Annotated in this window: 1 protein-coding gene; it reads left to right on the top strand. The window is 32.5% G+C overall.

All coding sequences use genetic code 11. The features are described 5' to 3' along the window. The coding region (gene sov / locus M3Z80_RS07930; RefSeq protein WP_293919019.1) for a T9SS outer membrane translocon Sov/SprA at positions 1 to 1,291 on the top strand (1,291 nt) is incomplete at both ends.

Raw genomic sequence — 1,291 nt, 5'->3', positions numbered from 1 at the left:
GAATTTCAATTTGGAAATACTTTTTTAACAACAGTATTTTCAGAGCAACAATCGGAAGCCAGAAATATTACCGTTCAAGGAGGAGGGGTGCTAAATAATTTCAAAATCAAAGCTATTGATTACGATGAAAATCAACATTACTTCTTAACCCATTATTTTAGAGATAATTATGATAAGTCCCTGGAAAATTATCCGGTAATAGCTTCTACTATTAATATTACCAAAATTGAAGTGTGGAGAATTGATTTAGGAAATTCAAATTTACAAGAGCAACATCCAGTTATAGCTTTAAGAGATTTAGGGGAATCCAATACTGGACAGTTACCGGATAATTCAAATATAAATTTATATAATACAATTTCAACCCTTGCTGGAATTAGAGATGCTTCGACAACTTATAATACAGTTAACGGCGTTTCGTTACCGGTTGTGCCAACCTCAGCTTCACCATCTACCGTTAAAAATTATGAAAGCGGTAAAGAATTTGTGGTTCACAAAAGAGTAAAAAAATTATCTGAATCTGAATATTCTTACCATGCGCAATTAGGATATATATCATTGAATCAGAAGTTAAATAATGATCAACTATTAGCGGTAGCTTTTCAATATACAGATTCGAAAAATCCAGGTAAGATTTATAAAGTCGGAGAATTTTCCAATGAAGTAACAGGAGTATTAATATTAAAATTATTGAAGCCTAACCAAATTGTTTCTCCTGAATCTCCTATGTGGGACTTAATGATGAAAAATATTTATTCTATGGAAGCTTCACAAATTTCTTCAGAAGGTTTCATGTTAAATGTTATGTATCAAGATGCCTCTCAAGGGAAAATAAATTATTTGCCCGATCCCAATGTTAGAAATATGCAGTTAATGCAATTATTAAATTGGGATAGATTAAATCAAAATAGTGATGCAACTGACAGCGGAAAAGGAGACGGTATTTTTGACTTTGTAGAAGGGGTTACCATAAACTCTCAAAAAGGTAAATTGATATTTACCAAAGTAGAGCCCTTCGGTGAATACTTAAAAACCAAATCGGTAGACGGGAAGTATATTTTTGAAAAATTATATAAAGATTTAAAAGGGAGTAATACAGTTACTTCTGATCCCCTAGCAAATAGATATACTATAGAAGGTAGATTTAAAGGAAGTATAGGAAACGGTATTTCACTAGGTGCATTTAATGTACCAAGAGGTTCGGTACAAGTTTCAGCCAATGGGCAAACTTTAACGGAAGGGGTAGACTACGTAGTGGATTACCAAATGGGAATGGTAACAATCATAAATG

This window comes from Apibacter sp., from assembly GCF_025291155.1.
Classification (GTDB): Bacteria; Bacteroidota; Bacteroidia; order Flavobacteriales; family Weeksellaceae; genus Apibacter.
The sequence above is the reverse complement of the archived record's forward strand: the minus strand, read 5'-3'. Positions and strand labels throughout refer to the sequence as shown.